Origin of the sequence: Micromonospora sp. NPDC049044, assembly GCF_040649215.1 — a bacterium.
GTDB lineage: Bacteria > Actinomycetota > Actinomycetes > Mycobacteriales > Micromonosporaceae > Micromonospora.
Map to the genome: position 1 here is coordinate 1 of NZ_JBEZFA010000049.1, position 15,247 is coordinate 15,247.

The following is a 15,247-nucleotide window of genomic DNA, read 5'->3' on the forward strand; positions in this document are numbered from 1 at the left end:
GCGCTGTGGGACGCAGCCCGAGGCGCTGGGCGACGAGCGCGAAGACGGCACCCAGCCACTGGCTGATCGACTCGCTGAACAGGCCGCCGCCCCGGCAGCAGCAACCGGCGGCGTACGCCCGGCAGCCGGTCGGGGCGACGCCGTCCCCCGAGCCCCGGCGCTCCCGGCCCGGCATGGTGCTCCTCGCCATCTTGCTGGCCGTGCTGGTCCTGCTCTGCTCCGGCGTGATTTCCTACAACCTGAAGAAGCAGTCGCAGGCCGGCGAGCCTCTCGGGACGAGTGCGCGCACCGCGACGTCCGGCGCGCTGCGACCCGACGGACGCGACGATCTGACCCAGACGTCGTACCGTCGGGAGATACGACTCCAGCCGGGTGACGGCGGGACGACGACGAGCGAAGGACGACAGACGCGATGACAGCGCAGGCCCGCCTGCTCGGTGGCAGGTACCAGGTCGGCGAGCTGCTCGGCTACGGCGGCATGGCCGAGGTGCACCGCGGTCGTGACCTCCGGCTCGGTCGGGATGTCGCGATCAAGATGCTGCGGACCGATTTGGCCCGTGATGCGACGTTCCAGATGCGTTTCCGCCGGGAAGCGCAGAACGCTGCCTCGCTCAACCACCCGGCGATCGTGGCGGTCTACGACACCGGCGAGGAGACCGCGCCGACCGGCGAGACCCTGCCGTTCATCGTGATGGAGTTCGTCAACGGGCGGACCCTGAAGGAGGTCCTCGGCGCCGAGGGTCGGCTGCAGCCGCGGCGGGCGCTGGAGATCTGCGCCGACATGTGCGCCGCACTGGAGTTCAGCCACCGGCACGGCATCATCCACCGGGACATCAAGCCCGGCAACGTGATGCTCACCCAGACCGGCCAGGTCAAGGTGATGGACTTCGGCATCGCCCGCGCGTTGGCCAGCGGTGCGACCACCATGACGCAGACCAGCGCGGTGATCGGCACGGCACAGTACCTCTCCCCGGAGCAGGCGCGCGGCGAGGCCGTCGACGCTCGCTCCGACGTGTACGCGGCCGGCTGCGTGCTCTTCGAGCTGGTCTGTGGGCACCCCCCGTTCGTCGGGGACAGCCCGGTGAGCGTTGCCTACCAGCACGTGCGGGAGACGCCGCCGACGCCGAGCGACATCAACCCGGATGTCACCCCGGCGGTCGACGCGATCGTGTTGAAGGCGCTCTCGAAGAACCCGCTCAACCGCTACCAGAGCGCCGGCGAGATGCGGGCCGACCTGCTCCGCGCCGCCGCCGGCCGGCCCGTCTTGGCGACCCCGGTGCTGCGCGAGGCGGAGACGGTGGCGATGGCCCCGGCCGGCGGCGGGGGCGGTTACCCCCCGACTCCCACCCGAGGGCCGCAGACCGGGCAGATGGCCCGGGTTGGTGATCCGCGCCAGCGCAAGGCGTCCTCCTGGCTGATCGCGACGTTCAGCGCGGTCGGCGTGCTGGCGGTGATCGCCCTTGTCGCCGCCCTGCTCTGGAACCAGCAGCAGGAGAAGGCAAACAAGTCGGTGCCCGACCTCACCGGCAAGAGCCAGGCGGTCGCGGTCGCCGAGATCACCAATGCCAAGTTCCAGCCGAAGCTGGGCGAGCCGGTCCGGGCCAACGACTGCACCAAGGGCACTGTCGCCAAGCAGGACCCGCCGCCGAACACCCGGCTGGCGCAGTCCGGCACGGTGACCATTCAGATCTGCGACGGCAAGCCCGACGTGAAGATCCCGCCCAATCTGGTCAACTCCCAGTACGAGCTGGTCAAGTCTCAGCTTGAGGCCCAGGGGCTGATCGTGCAGGACAAGCAGGTGAACAGCCCGGCGGCCAAGGGCACCGTGCTCAAGTTGACTCCGCCGTCGGGGACTACCGTCCAGCAGAACAGCAAGGTGACCGTCGAGGTCTCGCTGGGCAACGTCAGCAAGGTGCCCAACGTGCTCAACTCGACGCGGGACGAGGCCACCGCGGAGCTTCGCGAGGCGGGTTACAACGTCGAGGTCCGCGACGGTGACGAGGTGCCGGCGGACCGTGCGGGCCGGGTCGAGAAGCAGAACCCGAGCCCGGGCACCGAACTGGCCAAGGACAAGACCGTGACCATCGAGGTCGGCGTCCCGGAGAAGGTCGTCGAGACGCCGCCCTCCGGGACGCCGAGCGGCACGCCGTCGGCCACGCCGACCACGCCCGGTGGCGGCGGCGGAGTCGGCCTGCCGTTTACGCCCCCGCCGAGCTGGCTGCCCGAGGACTAGGGCGGGTGGTGGAGCCCCGGGCCGGCCGGCGGCGGGGTCCAGCCGACGAGATGAGTGACGCCGACGGGTCCGGCGTCGGGGCGGTACCGAGCAGCCGCCCCCGACGCCGCAGACGCCTGGCCGTCCTGGCGGTCGCCGCGCTGCTGCTCGCCAGTCTTCCGTGGCTGTGGACGACGGTCTCCGCCCGTGGCCACCTGTACGCCGAGGCTGACGCCCCTGCCGCCGACGTGGTGATCGTCCTCGGCACCGCCGTGGCGGCCGATCGACAACAACCCAGTGACCGGCTCGCCGGTCGCCTGGAGACCGCCGCTGCGTTGGTGACGAGCGGACGGGCCACTGTCGTACTCGTGTCGGGCGACGGGGGCGGCGCATCGGGTGACGAGACCGCGGTGATGACGGCGTACCTCACCGGGCTCGGTGTCGATGCGCGGCGCGTGGTGGCCGACCCGTTCGGCCTGGACACGTACGACAGTTGCGCCCGAGCGCGCGAGGTGTACGGCGTACAGCGGGCCCTGATCGTGACCCAGTCCTTCCACCTGCCCCGGGCGGTGACGCTGTGCCGGCAACTCGGTCTCGACGTCGACGGGGTCACCGCACGGTGCGACGGTTGTGGACGGCTCATGTTCGCCGAGAAGTCGGTCCGGGAGTACTTCGCCAGCGGTAAGGCGGCGTGGGACACGGCCCGTGGTCGCCCGCCCGCGGTCGGCTCGCCCGCGGATCCGGCCGTGCAGGACGCGTTGCGCGACTGATCCGGCGAGCGCGCAGCGGCAGTGTGGCGGCGCTGGCGGACAGCGGCGGTGCCGGCCGTCCGGTACGTGGGGTCACGTCGTCGGCGAAGCGCGTGGGTCTCCCCCAGTGGTGCTGTCCACGCTTGCTGATCGGGCGGCGCGGCCTCAGTCAGCTGGTGGCGAAGGCCGACCGGCGGCGGGCGTCGACCTCGGCGGCCAGGGCGGGGGCACGCTCCAACGCCTCCCGGTGACCGCAGTCGGCCAGCCAGTTGGCAAGCATCAGGTGACCGCCCTCGGTCAGCACCGACTCAGGGTGGAACTGGACGCCCTCGATGGGCAGGGTCCGGTGCCGCATCGCCATCACCACGCCGGAGTCGGTCCAGCCGGTGACCTCCAGTTCGCCCGGAAGCGTGTCGGGCAGCACGGCGAGGGAGTGGTAGCGGGTGGCGGTGAACGGGTCGGGCAGGCCGGCGAGGACGCCTACCGACTGGTGGCGTACCTCGGAGGTCTTGCCGTGCAGCAGCTCTGGTGCGCGCGTCACTGTCGCTCCGAACGCCTCGCCGATCGCCTGGTGACCGAGGCAGACACCGAAGATCGGCAGCTCGCCCGCGTACTGCCTGATGACGTCCAGGCAGATGCCGGCCCGGTCGGGGCTGCCGGGCCCCGGGGAGAGCAGGATGCCGGCCGCGCCCACCCGGCCCACCGTGTCGACGTCGATCTCGTCGTTGCGGCGGACCTCGCAGGCCACGCCGAGTTGGCCAAGGTATTGCACCAGGTTGAAGACGAACGAGTCGTAGTTGTCGATCACCAGGATGCGCATGGTCACCTGCTCGGGGAGGGTGGCGCGGGGTTGTTCTGGTCGGTGTTGTACGGCAGCTCGTGATCCTCGCCGGCCGGGGCGTCGTCGGTCACCGGGCCGCCGTCGCCGGAGTCCGCCGGGACGCCGGACTCGACCTGCACGTCGTCGAAGGGCAGCAGGGGCTCGGCCCAGGGGAAGGCGACATACCAGAGCAGGGCCACCGTGGCGGCGACCAGCAGCACCGAGCCGACCAGCTTTCCGGCCAGGCCGAAGGGGAGTTTGCGCCAGATGAACGCGTACATCGGGTCAGCCTCCCAGCTCCGCCGGGCGGCCCGCCGACTTGGGTTGGGTGCGGTCCAGCTCGGCGTGGATGATCAGGCGCTGGTAGTTGTCGAACTTCGGGTTGCACGTGGTCAGGGTGAGCATCCGCTTGGTCGGCTTCTTGTTCGGCTCGCCGGGCACCGGCGCCACCACCTCGACCTGGGTGGGCCGGACGATCCGCGACCGCGACACCAGGTAGACGTACCAGTCGGTCTTGCCCTCGACCACTATCGCGTCGCCCTCGTGGAGTTCGTCCAGCCGCCAGAAGGTGGCCCGGTTGCGGTGGCCGGCGACGGAGAAGTTGCCCACCTGGCCGGGCAGGGCGCTGCCCGGGTAGTGGCCGGGGGCGTAGCGGATGTCCTGCTGGGTGACGCCTTCGACAACTACCCAGTTCTTGTCGAGCTTGGGGATGTAGAGGCCGGCGAGCGGCTTGCCGCGGACCGGCGGCGACGGTTTGACGCTCGGGCCGGCCGACGGAGCGACAGTCGGGTCGTCGGTCGGGCCCCACGCCTGGGCCAGTTCGTTGTTGAGGTCGTTCTGGTGGGCGTCGACGATCGCCGACTTGCCCCACACCTCGTAACCGGCGAAGAGCAGCACCACCAGGCCGACGGTGATCAGGATTTCGCCTGTGACGCGGACACCGCTGCGCAGTCGGGAGCCGAGCGACGGGCGGGTGAGCTCGGAGTAGACGCTCTTGTAGCCCTCGCCGGTCTGGTGTGGCCGGAGCTGGACCACCCGTTCGCCGCGCCGGGGCCGGGGCGGCTCGGCGGGGTTGTCGCCGCCACCGGTCGGCTCCTGGGGGCCTGCCGTGCGGGGGACGGCACCCATCAGCGCTGTCGAGTCCATTGTCGGGGGGCGGGTGGTGGGGGTGGCGGGCACGGCGGGAATCAACGCGGTGGCGGCCGGGTCGGCGGCCCGATCCGGCCCGGCGGCGGGGCCCCGGGTCGACCCGGTGGGCGGGACATGGCCCGGCCCGGCGGAAGTAGCGGCATTCGGCCCGGGCCCGGGCGTGGCCGGAGCGACCGGGGAGCCGGTCGGGCGCGGGGGCCGGGCGGCGATCTGGGGGATGAACGCGGTAGGTGAGTCGGTCACCGGTGCGCTCGTGGGGCCGGCCGGGGCGTCGCCCGGGGCGGCGGGCCGTAGCGGGCCCGGGTGGGTCGCGGTCGGCTGGTCGAGCGAGGCCGGACCGGTTGGCCCTCCGTGCGGGCCGGATCGGGGGGCGGGGCTGCCCGGCCACGGCGGCGGTGCGTCGACCCCGTGCGGGCCCGGGGCCGGGTCGGCGGGGCGGGGCGGCTCCGGCGTGGCCAGCGGGCGCGACGCACCGGCCCAGGTGGGCGGCATCGGCTCGGGCCGGTTGTCGGCCGAGGTCGGCCGGGTCGGCGCCGGCTCGGGCCGGTCGACCTTGGGCAGGAAGGCGGTCGGATCGTCGGTCTGGTCCCGGTGTCGCCCGTCGCGGCGCTCGTCTGGCGTGCTCACTTAGGCACCGTCGCCGAGCGTAGGGCGGTCGAGTCCTCGAATGCCGGAACTCGCACCGTGGAAGCTGTCTCCTCGTAGCCGAGGTGGTAATCGTCGACCGCGTCCTTGAACCACTGGACTCCCTCAGAGCTGGCGAGGGCCTGCTGGAGGGCAGCGGGATCGCCGATCGCAACGATCTTGAATGGGGGGGAGTACACCCGGCCGTGGAGCAGCAGGGTGTTACCGACGCAGCGTACCGCGCTGGTTGCGAGCACGCGGACGTTCATGATTGACATGGCCTCCGCTCCGCCGGCCCAGAGCGCGTTGACCACGGCCTGTACGTCCGCCTGGTGCACCACCAGGTCGTCGTTGTCGGCGCCGGACTGGGTCTGGTCGAGCTGCGGCGCGTCGTTCAGCTCGACAGTGACCCCGGGCCCGCCGAGGGCGGTGAACCCGGCGGCCTGCAGGCTGCCCTGGGCGCGATCCTGCTGGTCCTTGATCGGGGCGTCCGAGTCGGCAAGCGTGTTTGTCAGTTGCTGGACCTCGTCGCGCAGTGTGGCGGCCTGGCGTTCGCTCGCCGCCACCTGCTCGCGCCGGTCCTCGATGAGCTGGTTGAGCTGCGGCCGTCGGTCCTCGCGCAGCGCGGTGCCGCCGGCGGTGGTCGCGGTGGTGGTGAAGAGCAGCCCCGCTGCGGCGGCGATCAGGGGCACCCCGATCGACCAGCCCGGTCGGCGTTGACGTGGCCGCCGGGGCATCAGCCCGGCGGCGGCCCGTCGGAGGACCTTCTGCCAGGAGGTTGCGCCGGATGTGTACTCCACCGAGCGTTCCTTCCGCGTGTCGGGGATCGGTCCGCCCCGGCTGGGCCGGTGATGGGAACAGTCCCGCCTTTTTCGGTCACTCCGTGCACCGGCCTGACCCCATTCATGGTCCGGACGGGCAATCGGGACTACGCTAGCTGTCGAACATTATTGGCCATGGACCGTCGCCCCCGCGCCCGGTTGTCAGGCCGGACGAGGTCGTCACCCCTCTGGAGAGCGCCGTGCCCAAGTCTCAGGTCCGCAAGAAGAAGGTGTACACCCCGCCGACGGACGTCCGTCCGTCGACGACGGCGTCGTCGAGCAAGCCTAGCCCGGTGTGGTTGCCGATCACCGCGGTCGCCTTGATCGTCGTGGGGATCGGCTGGCTGGTGCTCTACTACCTGTCCGAGCAGGAGTACCCGGTCATGGCGTGGGGTTACTGGAACCTCGCTGTCGGCTTCGGTGCGATGGTGGCCTCGCTGGCGCTGCTCTCCCGCTGGCGCTGAGCCCGGTTCGGAGCCGTCGTGTCGGCGGCTCGACGTCACCCCACCGTCCCCCTGCCCGCCAGGATCGGGTGGGGCCCCCTATGGTGTCCGCAGGCAGCGTGGCCTACTGCGAGATGACTCACGTTACTGCTGGGTAACCTTCGCGTAGGCTGCAGTGCATGACCGAGCGCAGCGAGGTCATCAGGCAGCAGACCGGGGAGGCCAACTCGATGGGCAGCGTCCAGATCGTCACCACGATCCTCGCGGCCGCCATCACCGCCGTGGCGGTGTGGCTTGCGGTACGTGCGGTCCTGAAGATGGTGGCAGTCATCCGGCTCGGGCAACCCGCACCGGAGCGGTTCACCGACAAGGTCGCTCGCGCCAGGACCATGCTTGTGGAGACCGCCGGCCACACCCGGATGCTCAAGTGGGGCGTGGTGGGTGCCGCGCACTGGTTCGTGATGGTCGGCTTCATCGTGCTGTCGCTGCTGGTGCTCGAGGCGTACTTCGAGGTGGTCACCCCGACCGGCGGTCTGCCGATCATCGGGGCCTGGACCATCTTCGGTCTGGCCACCGAGATCATCACGGTGCTGGGTCTGGTCGGCATCCTGGTGCTGATGGCGATCCGGCTGCGCAACCGGCCGAGCCGGCCGGGCGGGCGGTCCCGGTTCACCGGCTCGACGATGTGGCAGGGCTACTTCGTCGAGTGGATCGTGCTGCTGGTCCTGATCTTCGGCTTGGTGATCCGCGGCTTCAAGGTCGCCACCGACCATTTCGAGTACCCGCTCTGGGCCACCCCGGTCAGCCACGCGGTCGGTGCAGTGCTGCCCGACTGGTCGGACGGGGCCAGCGTCGCCGCGCTCATCAAGATCGTCATCTCGATGACCTGGCTGATCGTCATCTCGCTGAACGTCACAATGGGTGTCGCCTGGCACCGCTTCCTGGCGTTCCCCAACATCTTCTTCAAGCGTGAGCCGACGAAGCCGGCCGGCTCCGGCCTCGGTGCGCTGCGCCCGATGACGAGCCAGGGCAAGCCGCTCGACTTCGAGGAGGCCGACCCGGAGAAGGACCAGTTCGGCGTCGCCCAGGTCGAGCAGTTCAGCTGGAAGGGCCTGCTCGACTTCAGCACCTGCACCGAGTGCGGTCGCTGCCAGTCGCAGTGCCCGGCCTGGAACACCGGCAAGCCGCTGTCGCCCAAGTTGCTGGTGCTGAGCCTGCGCGACCACGCGTACGCCAAGGCCCCCTACCTGCTGGCCGGCGGTGGCAAGGACCTGACCGGCGAGGAGAAGGCCACCCAGGCGCAGCTCGCCCACCTGGACGTGCTCTCGCTGGCCGAGGGCGACAAGCCGTTGATCGGCACCGCCGAGGAGGGCGGCGTCATCGACCCGGACGTGCTCTGGTCCTGCACTACCTGCGGCGCCTGCGTCGAGCAGTGCCCGGTGGACATCGAGCACGTCGACCACATCGTCGACATGCGCCGCTACCAGGTGCTGATCGAGTCGAGCTTCCCCTCCGAGGCGGGCGTGATGCTGCGCAACCTGGAGAACAAGGGCAACCCGTGGGGCGCCCCGCAGAACACCCGCGAGGACTGGACCAAGGGCCTGGACTTCGAGGTGCCCCGGGTCGGCGAGGTGGACGACTTCGAGTACCTGTTCTGGGTCGGCTGCGCCGGCGCATTCGAGGACCGGGCCAAGAAGACCACCCGCGCGGTGGCCACCCTGCTCAACGAGGCCGGCGTTTCGTTCGCGATCCTCGGCGAGGGCGAGACCTGCTCCGGCGACCCGGCGCGACGGATCGGCAACGAGTTCGTCTTCCAGATGCTCGCCCAGCAGAACGTGGAGACGCTCAACGAGGCGTTCGAGGGCCGGGAGAAGGCCAAGCGCAAGATCGTCGCGACCTGTCCACACTGCTTCAACACCCTTGGCAACGAGTACGGCCAGCTCGGCGGCGAGTTCGAGGTGGTCCACCACACCCAGCTGCTGGCCCACCTGGTGGCCACCGGCAAGCTGACGCCGGTGCAGCCCGTCGACGGCGGCGTGACCTACCACGACCCCTGCTACCTGGGCCGGCACAATCGGGTCTTCGCGGCCCCCCGCGAGGTCCTCGGCGACGCCATCGCCGGCGAACTCACCGAGATGCCGCGCAACAGTGAGCGCTCCTTCTGCTGCGGCGCCGGCGGCGCCCGGATGTGGATGGAAGAGAAGATCGGCAAGCGGATCAACGTGGACCGGGTCGAGGAGGCCATGGCCACCGGGGCGAAGACGGTAGCGGTCGGCTGCCCGTTCTGCTCGACGATGCTCAACGACGGGGTCAACGGCAAGGACGCCGGCGAGCAGGTCGAGGTCATCGACGTGGCGAGCGTGCTGCTCCGTTCGGTAAAGCCGGAGCAGCCGCAGGGCGGCAAGGAGACGGCGCCGGTCGGCGGCTGAGACGCGTACACCTGAGATCTGAACATCGACGACGGCGGCCCCCTGCGGGCCGCCGCCGTCGTGCAAGAATCTCGCCGAGGTGAGGCGACATCGACGGCTTACTCTTGATGACGCTGTTGCCCCTGGTCGGGTTCGTTGCCCTGACCGCGGGCAACGCGTTCTTCGTCGCGGCCGAGTTCGCCCTGGTCACTGTCGACCGCGCGGAGATCGACAGGCGGGCCGCCGCGGGCGACCAGGCCGCCCTGACGGTACGCGCGGCGCTGCGCGAGCTCTCCTTCCAGCTCTCCGGCGCGCAGCTCGGCATCACCATCACCGCGCTGCTCACCGGCTACCTGGCCGAGCCGGCCCTGGCGCGGATCTTCACCCCGCTGCTGCGCCCAGTGGCCGGGGAGAGCACCGAGCGGTTCACCCCGTTCCTGGCGTTGGCCCTGGCCACGCTGCTCTCCATGCTCTTCGGTGAGTTGGTGCCGAAGAACGCGGCGCTGGCCCGGCCCATGCCGGCGGCGCTGGCCACCGCCGGTCCGATGCACACCTTCTCCCGGACGTTCGGCTGGTTGATCCGGGGTTTGAACGGCTCCGCGAACCGGCTGGTCCGGGCGCTCGGTGTGGAGCCGCAGGAGGAGTTGGCAAGCGCCCGCTCGCCCGAGGAGTTGGGCCTGCTGGCGGCCATCTCGGCGCGGGCCGGCGCGCTGCCCACCGACACCGCGATGCTGCTGCGCCGCACCATCAGGTTCGGCGACAAGCGGGCCGCCGAGGCGATGACCCCCCGGGTGGACGTTGTCGCGTTGCGCGCCACGGCCACCGTGGCCCAACTGCTTGAGCAGTCCCGGCAGACCGGGCGGACCCGGTTCCCGGTGTACGAGGAGACCCTGGACCTGGTGACCGGCGTGGCCGGAGTGCCCGACGCGCTGGGCGTGCCGCTCGCCGACCGGGCGTCGACGATGGTCGGCTCGGTGGCCCGTGAGCCGGTGTACGTGCCGGAGAGCCTCAACCTGGACGGCGTACTCGCCGCGTTGAAGGCGGCCGGGGCCGACCTGGCCATCGTGGTCGACGAGTACGGCGGCACGGACGGCGTGGTGACGATCGAGGACCTCGTCGAGGAGTTGGTCGGGGAGATCGCCGACGAGTTCGACCCGGCGAGTGTCGACGACGCCGACCTGGTCGAGTTGACCGTCCCAGGTGGCGAGCGCACAGTCCTCGTCGACGGGGTGCTCCGCTCCGACGAGGTGGCCGAGCAGACCGGCTTCCGCCTGCCCGAGGGGCCCTACGAGACGTTGGCCGGGTTCCTGATGGCTCGGCTCGGGCACATCCCGTCGGCCGGCGAGACGGTCGAGGCGGACGGCTGGGAATTCACAGTTGTCGAGGTGGAGCGGCACCGGATCGAGCAGGTCCGGGTGCTGCGCCCGGCGGAACCGGACGACGATGACTGAGCTGCTGGTGACCGTTCTGCTGCTACTGGGCAACGGGTTCTTCGTGGGCAGTGAGTTCGCGCTCATCGCGTCCCGCCGGACGGTGATCGAGCCGCTGGCCGCCGGGTCGAAGCGGGCCCGGTGGGCGTTGTCGGCGATGAACCAGATCCCGTTGATGATCGCCGGCGCGCAGCTCGGCATCACGGTGTGCTCGCTGGGCCTCGGCGCGATCGCCGAGCCGGCGCTGGCGCACCTGCTGGAGCCACCGTTCCACGCGGCCGGCCTGCCCGAGCGGGCGGTGCACCCGGTGGCCTTCGTGCTGGCCCTGGGCGTGGTGGTCTTCCTGCACACGGTCGTCGGTGAGATGGTGCCGAAGAACATCACGCTGGCCGGTCCCGAGGTCTCCGCACTGTGGCTCGGCCCGGCGATGCTGGCGTTCTGCGTGGCCACCAAGCCGCTGCTGCTGGCCATGAAGTGGGCGGCCCGTCGGGTGCTCGCGATCTGGCGGATCGAGGCGTCCGAGGCGGTGAAGACGGTGTTCACCGCCGAGGAGTTGGCCGGGCTCGTCTCGCAGGCCCGCACCGAGGGATTGCTCGACGAGGAGCAGCACGTCCGGATCACCGGGGCGCTGGCCCTGCACAGCCGCACGGCGGCGGACGCCCTGCAGCCGTGGTCGACGGTGGTGACGGTGGCCGAGGACGTCTCGCCAGCCTCGCTGGAGGTGCTGGCGACCCGGACCGGCCGGTCCCGGTTTCCGGTGGTGCAGCGGTCGACCCGTCGGGTGCTCGGCTTCGTGCACGTCAAGGACGTGCTCGGGTACGCCGGACAGGGGCGCCGGTCGCCGGTGCCGGCCCAGGTCTACCGCCCGCTTGCGGTGGTGCCGCCGGAGCGTAGTCTCGCGGACCTGCTGCTGGCCATGCGCCGCGAACGGCGGCACATGGTGCTGGTCAGCGACGGTCGGCGCCCGCTCGGTGTGGTCACCCTCGATGATGTATTGACGGCAATCGTTGGGTGATGCGCCAATACCCTTGGTGTGCAAGCGGTTGCACGACAGTGACGGTCACTCCACTCGCCTTGATTACCGCCGCACGTTTCCCTAATGTGAGGCACCGACCGCTGTGGGTCGTCTGCCTCGGCCCTTTCCTCACGCGAGGCGCCCGGCGGTCGGTTGCAAAGGAGTCGGTGCCGGTGGCAACCATGCCCCCTCATCGTCACGACCTGAATGCGTCTGCTCGGCCGGGTGGTCTGCGCCGTGCTGGTCACCGTCTGCTCGTCCTGGTCGCCGCCGCGGTGGTCGGCGCAGGGCTGCTCGCCGCCCCGGCGCACGCCGCACCAACGGTCGACGAGATCGAAGCGCAGATCGACAAGAAGTGGGAGCAGCTGGAGCCCACTATCGAGCAGTACAACAAGGTCAGGGCGCAGCTGAAGGTAAATCGGCAGAAGTCGGCGGACCTGCAGAAGAAGATCGAGCCGCTGGCGTTGCAGAGCGAGTTGGCGCTCAACCGGGTCGGCGATCTCGCCTCCCGCTACTACATCTCCGGCCCGTCGCACGACATCGGCGCCCTGCTGGTGAGTGCCAAGCCGGACACGCTCACCGAGCAGCTCACCATCCTCGACCGGCTGGCCGCGCAGGAGCGCAAGGAGGTCGAGGGCGTCCTCGCCGTACGGGCCAAGTACGACGGCGAGAAGCAGAAGCTGGACACCCTGATCGCCACGCAGACCAAGCAGCAGAACGATCTGGCGGCCAAGAAGAAGCAGATCGACGCCGAGATCAAGCAGCTTGAGGCGTCGATGCCGAAGACCACCGTCAAGACCGCCGGCTGCCCGACCATCAACGGTGTGCTCGCCGTGGCCGCACAGAAGGCGATCAAGACCGCCTGCGAGCAGGTCGGCGATCCGTATGTCTGGGGCGCCACCGGTCCGAACTCGTTCGACTGCTCGGGCCTCACCCAGTACGCCTACAAGTCGGCCGGGATCTACCTCACCCACCACACCGGTGACCAGTGGAATGAGGGGAAGGCTGTGGCGCGGGCCGACGCCCGGCCCGGTGACCTGGTCTTCTTCTACTCCGGCCTGAGCCATGTCGGGCTCTATCTGGGTAACAACCAGATGGTGCACGCCCCACGTGCCGGTAAGCCGGTGCAGGTGTCGAGCATCAACACCATGCCGGTCGCCGGTTTCCGCAGACCTGGCTGATCCCCACCACGCGACGACGGCCCCCGGTCATTCCGACCGGGGGCCGTCGTGGTTCTCAGCGGGGTGCGCCCACCGGGGACGGCAGGAGCTGCACGTCGGCCAGGTCGACGTACATGATGCGGTGGCCGAACTGGATCTGCGCGTACCAGTTCTTGCCGCGGATCACCGTCCAGTCACCGGGTGACGAGCCGTCGACGGTGCTGGCCCGGTAGTACTCGCCCGGGAGCACCGCGCCGACGGCGTACCGCTGCCCGGCGGTCAGGGTGTACTGCAGTGGCGAGATCGTCTGGTAGGGCACCCCGGCCGGGTAGGCCGCCTCCTCCGGGTAGGCCCGCCCGTACACCGGAATGGTGGTCCGGCCGGGCTTCGGGGTGGCCACCAGGCCGACTGTCCAGCTGGCGGTGGGCGCGGACGCCGGGTTGTGGAACCAGGCCCGCTGCCCGAGGTACCAGATCGCCGTCCAGTCACCCTGCCGGCCGGCCAGCGCGTACGTCTGGCCGGCGGAGGCACGGGCACCGTGGTCCGACACCTCCATCGTGTTCGGGGTGCCGTCGGGGCGCAGCGCGATGTCGTTCACAAGTGGCGCGTCCGCAGCCGGCGCGGAGCGCAGCACCACCGCCGAGGAGCCGCGCGGCGCGCACGGCACACCGGCGGTGACGCAGCCGACGAACGCGGGCTGGTTGGTGGTGAAGTCCGGGTCGATCCGGACCAGTCCGGTGGCCGGGGTACCGGTGTCCAACCGGGGCGCGTGCAGCAGTTCGAAGTAGTGGGTCCAGTCCCAGTACGGACCGGTGTCCCAGTGCATGCCACGGACGGTCGCGGCGGTGGTGCCGGGCACGTTGTCGTGGCCGATGATGTGCTGGCGGTCCAGCGGGATGCCCAACCGCAGCGCGAGGTGCCGGACCAGTTTCGCCGACGTCCGGTACATCGCCTCGGTGTACCAGGTGCCCTGCGCCGCGAAGCCCTCGTGTTCCAACCCGACCGACTTGGCGTTGACGTACCAGTTGCCGGCGTGCCAGGCGACGTCCTTGGTCTTGACGTGCTGAGCGATGTGCCCGTCCACCGAGCGCAGCGTGTAGTGCCAGCTCACGTAGGTCGGGTCCTGCACGAGTTGCAGGGTGGTGGCCCAGCTTCCCTCGGTGTCGTGGATGACTATGTACTCGATCTTCTGCCGGGCGGGCCGGTCGGACAGGTCATGGTTGCCGTAGTCCCCGTCGCCGAACGCCGCGTAGGGCGCCGGAATCCACTCGCAGGAGATGGTCCGGGGGCATTCCAGCCCGTCCGGTCGGGCGAGCCGGCGCAGACCCAGTCGGTCCAGCCAGGAGCGTTGCGGGCGGATCGCCCGGGCCGGCAGCGCGACCCGCTGGCCGTCGTCGGTCACCCGGGACTCTCCGGCGCCGATGGTGGTGAAGACCTCGTCGGCGAAGGCCGCCGCCGCGTCGGCGCTGTCCGCGCCGGCGTAGCGGGCCACCGCGCCGTACCAGCTGGCCGGGTCGGTGCCGGCGCCGACCGGCGCGCCCAACTCCCGCTGGTACGACGCCAGCAGCGCGGCGCCGCCCCGGATGTTGACGGAGGCGTCGGTGCGCAGCGCGTCGGCTGTCGCGCCGGTGAGCGCGGCGGCGGCGTCCACTGTCTGCAACGCGGCGGCGGGTGGCGCCGGGTCCTCGGCCGGCCGGGGCGCGGGTGCCAGCGCGGTACGGGAGTCGTCGCCGCGCGGGTCCTCGGTACCGGTGTCGTGGTGACCGCCCACCAGCAGTGCGGCCACGTGTCGGGCGTCGGTCAGGTGCATGGGGCCGTAACCGCCGCTGGTGCTGGGGGTGCCGGCGTTGCTGTCCCAGCGGGACTCCAGGTAGGAGACGCCGAGCAGCACGTCGGTCGGTACGCCGTACTCGGCCGCCGCGGCGGCGTACTGCTGCTGGCGGTCGGTCGTTGGTGCGGTCGTGGCGTTGGCAGGTAGCGGAACAGTGGTCGCGGCGGCGACCACGGCGGCCACCGTCGCGGCGAGCAGGGTTGGACGATGCATTGAACCCCCTGTATTGCGCGGGTGAAGGTGAGGTCACCTTCGCGCCGCCCGGGAGTCCGCGTCAATACCTTTCCATCCATCGACAAGGAGGGAAAGAAATTTTCATGTACGGTCGGTGACCCTCTCCGATCGGTACGGAGTGTCACGGCCGCACGGGTTGCGAAGTGGTAACAAGCGTCTCTACTCTGGTCATTCGTCGGCCCGATAGCAGCTCCGTCCAGCCCGGGCGGTAACGGACCGACACCGCCGAGTCGTTTCCGAACGAACCGGGGACCCATGTCCCCCGGGGTGAATCCGCAGCCACTGCGGTAGGGCGCCGACTTCCCGCCCGAACCCGTCAGCTAACCCGGTAGGCGGTCAGGAAGAAGGAGT

12 protein-coding genes, 2 pseudogenes and 1 riboswitch are annotated in these 15,247 nt (G+C 70.6%); of the genes and pseudogenes, 8 read left to right on the forward strand and 6 right to left on the reverse strand.

The features are described 5' to 3' along the window. Positions 1 to 190, reverse strand: a pseudogene (locus tag AB0B85_RS29530) (hypothetical protein); the annotation flags it as partial. Between AB0B85_RS29530 and AB0B85_RS29535 the strand changes: the two are divergent. From AB0B85_RS29535 to AB0B85_RS29545, 3 genes and pseudogenes are all read left to right on the forward strand, one after another. Further along, positions 141 to 416 (forward strand): annotated as a pseudogene (locus tag AB0B85_RS29535) (serine/threonine protein kinase); the annotation flags it as partial. The pseudogenes AB0B85_RS29530 and AB0B85_RS29535 sit on opposite strands and share 50 nt — an antisense overlap. Then, the gene (pknB, locus tag AB0B85_RS29540) at positions 413 to 2,233 is read left to right on the forward strand and encodes a Stk1 family PASTA domain-containing Ser/Thr kinase (protein WP_357412342.1); all 1,821 of its coding nucleotides are present in this window, start codon (positions 413 to 415) and stop codon (positions 2,231 to 2,233) included. The pseudogene AB0B85_RS29535 and the gene pknB, both read left to right, overlap by 4 nt. A gap of 50 nt (positions 2,234 to 2,283) precedes the next feature. After that, positions 2,284 to 2,982 carry an ElyC/SanA/YdcF family protein gene (locus tag AB0B85_RS29545; protein ID WP_357412344.1) on the forward strand — a complete coding sequence of 233 codons (699 nt, stop codon included), beginning with the start codon at positions 2,284 to 2,286 and terminating at the stop codon, positions 2,980 to 2,982. A 148-nt stretch (positions 2,983 to 3,130) separates the two neighbouring features. Here the strand turns inward: AB0B85_RS29545 and AB0B85_RS29550 are convergent, their stop codons facing one another. The 4 genes from AB0B85_RS29550 to AB0B85_RS29565 are packed head-to-tail and all read right to left on the reverse strand — an operon-like array spanning position 3,131 to position 6,354. Continuing rightward, positions 3,131 to 3,781, reverse strand: coding sequence for an aminodeoxychorismate/anthranilate synthase component II (locus AB0B85_RS29550; RefSeq protein WP_357412346.1), 651 nt, complete (start codon positions 3,779 to 3,781; stop codon positions 3,131 to 3,133). A gap of 2 nt (positions 3,782 to 3,783) precedes the next feature. Next, positions 3,784 to 4,062 (reverse strand): hypothetical protein, encoded by a 279-nt coding sequence (locus tag AB0B85_RS29555; RefSeq protein WP_357412348.1) that lies wholly within the window; start codon positions 4,060 to 4,062, stop codon positions 3,784 to 3,786. 4 nt (positions 4,063 to 4,066) lie between these two features. Then, positions 4,067 to 5,557 (reverse strand): class E sortase, encoded by a 1,491-nt coding sequence (locus tag AB0B85_RS29560; protein ID WP_357412350.1) that lies wholly within the window; start codon positions 5,555 to 5,557, stop codon positions 4,067 to 4,069. Further along, a complete protein-coding gene (locus AB0B85_RS29565; RefSeq protein WP_357412352.1) occupies positions 5,554 to 6,354 on the reverse strand; it encodes a DUF881 domain-containing protein in 801 nt (266 codons plus the stop codon). Before AB0B85_RS29565 ends, AB0B85_RS29560 begins: the two co-directional genes overlap by 4 nt. Positions 6,355 to 6,575: 221 nt before the next feature. On the opposite strand from AB0B85_RS29565, the gene AB0B85_RS29570 reads away from it, so the two are divergent. The 5 genes from AB0B85_RS29570 to AB0B85_RS29590 all read left to right on the forward strand — a co-directional run bounded on the left by AB0B85_RS29570 (position 6,576) and on the right by AB0B85_RS29590 (position 12,852). After that, on the forward strand, positions 6,576 to 6,839 hold the full coding sequence (locus tag AB0B85_RS29570) for a cell division protein CrgA (protein WP_357412354.1): 264 nt from the start codon (positions 6,576 to 6,578) through the stop codon (positions 6,837 to 6,839). Between the two features lie 209 nt (positions 6,840 to 7,048). Continuing rightward, positions 7,049 to 9,247 (forward strand): (Fe-S)-binding protein, encoded by a 2,199-nt coding sequence (locus AB0B85_RS29575; RefSeq protein ID WP_357412437.1) that lies wholly within the window; start codon positions 7,049 to 7,051, stop codon positions 9,245 to 9,247. A 107-nt stretch (positions 9,248 to 9,354) separates the two neighbouring features. After that, on the forward strand, positions 9,355 to 10,677 hold the full coding sequence (locus tag AB0B85_RS29580; protein WP_357412356.1) for a hemolysin family protein: 1,323 nt from the start codon (positions 9,355 to 9,357) through the stop codon (positions 10,675 to 10,677). After that, a complete protein-coding gene (locus AB0B85_RS29585; RefSeq protein WP_357412358.1) occupies positions 10,670 to 11,671 on the forward strand; it encodes a hemolysin family protein in 1,002 nt (333 codons plus the stop codon). Before AB0B85_RS29580 ends, AB0B85_RS29585 begins: the two co-directional genes overlap by 8 nt. 167 nt (positions 11,672 to 11,838) lie before the next feature. Then, the gene (locus AB0B85_RS29590) at positions 11,839 to 12,852 is read left to right on the forward strand and encodes an NlpC/P60 family protein (protein WP_357412360.1); all 1,014 of its coding nucleotides are present in this window, start codon (positions 11,839 to 11,841) and stop codon (positions 12,850 to 12,852) included. Positions 12,853 to 12,907: 55 nt separating this feature from the next. On the opposite strand, the gene AB0B85_RS29595 is transcribed toward AB0B85_RS29590, so the two are convergent. After that, positions 12,908 to 14,875 (reverse strand): N-acetylmuramoyl-L-alanine amidase, encoded by a 1,968-nt coding sequence (locus tag AB0B85_RS29595; RefSeq protein ID WP_357412362.1) that lies wholly within the window; start codon positions 14,873 to 14,875, stop codon positions 12,908 to 12,910. A gap of 234 nt (positions 14,876 to 15,109) precedes the next feature. Further along, positions 15,110 to 15,245, forward strand: a riboswitch (cyclic di-AMP (ydaO/yuaA leader). The last annotated feature ends 2 nt before the right edge of the window (positions 15,246 to 15,247 follow it).

Coding starts and splice junctions, on each gene's coding strand:
- AB0B85_RS29575 (WP_357412437.1), top strand. CDS start 7,049: ATGGGCAGCGTCCAGATCGTCACCACGATCCTCGCGGCCGCCATCACC.
- pknB (WP_357412342.1), top strand. CDS start 413: ATGACAGCGCAGGCCCGCCTGCTCGGTGGCAGGTACCAGGTCGGCGAG.
- AB0B85_RS29555 (WP_357412348.1), bottom strand. CDS start 4,062: ATGTACGCGTTCATCTGGCGCAAACTCCCCTTCGGCCTGGCCGGAAAG.
- AB0B85_RS29550 (WP_357412346.1), bottom strand. CDS start 3,781: ATGCGCATCCTGGTGATCGACAACTACGACTCGTTCGTCTTCAACCTG.
- AB0B85_RS29595 (WP_357412362.1), bottom strand. CDS start 14,875: ATGCATCGTCCAACCCTGCTCGCCGCGACGGTGGCCGCCGTGGTCGCC.
- AB0B85_RS29580 (WP_357412356.1), top strand. CDS start 9,355: ATGACGCTGTTGCCCCTGGTCGGGTTCGTTGCCCTGACCGCGGGCAAC.
- AB0B85_RS29545 (WP_357412344.1), top strand. CDS start 2,284: ATGAGTGACGCCGACGGGTCCGGCGTCGGGGCGGTACCGAGCAGCCGC.
- AB0B85_RS29585 (WP_357412358.1), top strand. CDS start 10,670: ATGACTGAGCTGCTGGTGACCGTTCTGCTGCTACTGGGCAACGGGTTC.